This is a genomic window from Staphylococcus intermedius NCTC 11048 (assembly GCF_002902385.1).
Classification (GTDB): Bacteria; Bacillota; Bacilli; order Staphylococcales; family Staphylococcaceae; genus Staphylococcus; species Staphylococcus intermedius.
Genome location: NZ_PPQH01000136.1, coordinates 1 through 262, shown reverse-complemented (window position 1 = coordinate 262; position 262 = coordinate 1). Strand labels below are relative to the sequence as shown.

The 262-nt window shown below is 39.7% G+C and carries 1 protein-coding gene; it reads left to right on the top strand.

Features of this window, described 5'->3' with window-relative positions; translation table 11 throughout:
• Positions 1 to 262 (top strand): hypothetical protein (locus CD138_RS13665; RefSeq protein WP_142380769.1); only part of this gene is annotated, 262 nt, incomplete at both ends.

Here is a 262-nt window from a genome sequence, read left to right as displayed (position 1 = left end):
GTTACCTAACAACACACGCCTTGTTGGTCAAGGTAAAGGTATTACAACAATTAAATTAGCTGATGATGCACCTGCCGACGCAATTGTTGTAACAAACTTATCGATGGGCGGTAATGCTGAAAACATCGCTATCGAAAACTTTAGTATTGATGGTAATCGTCATCGACAAAATGACACATTAAAACCTGCAGGAGGTTCACTTTCCAGTGGTGTACGCTTTGCAGGTGTTAAACACGGTTACATTTATAACATCGAGTCATAT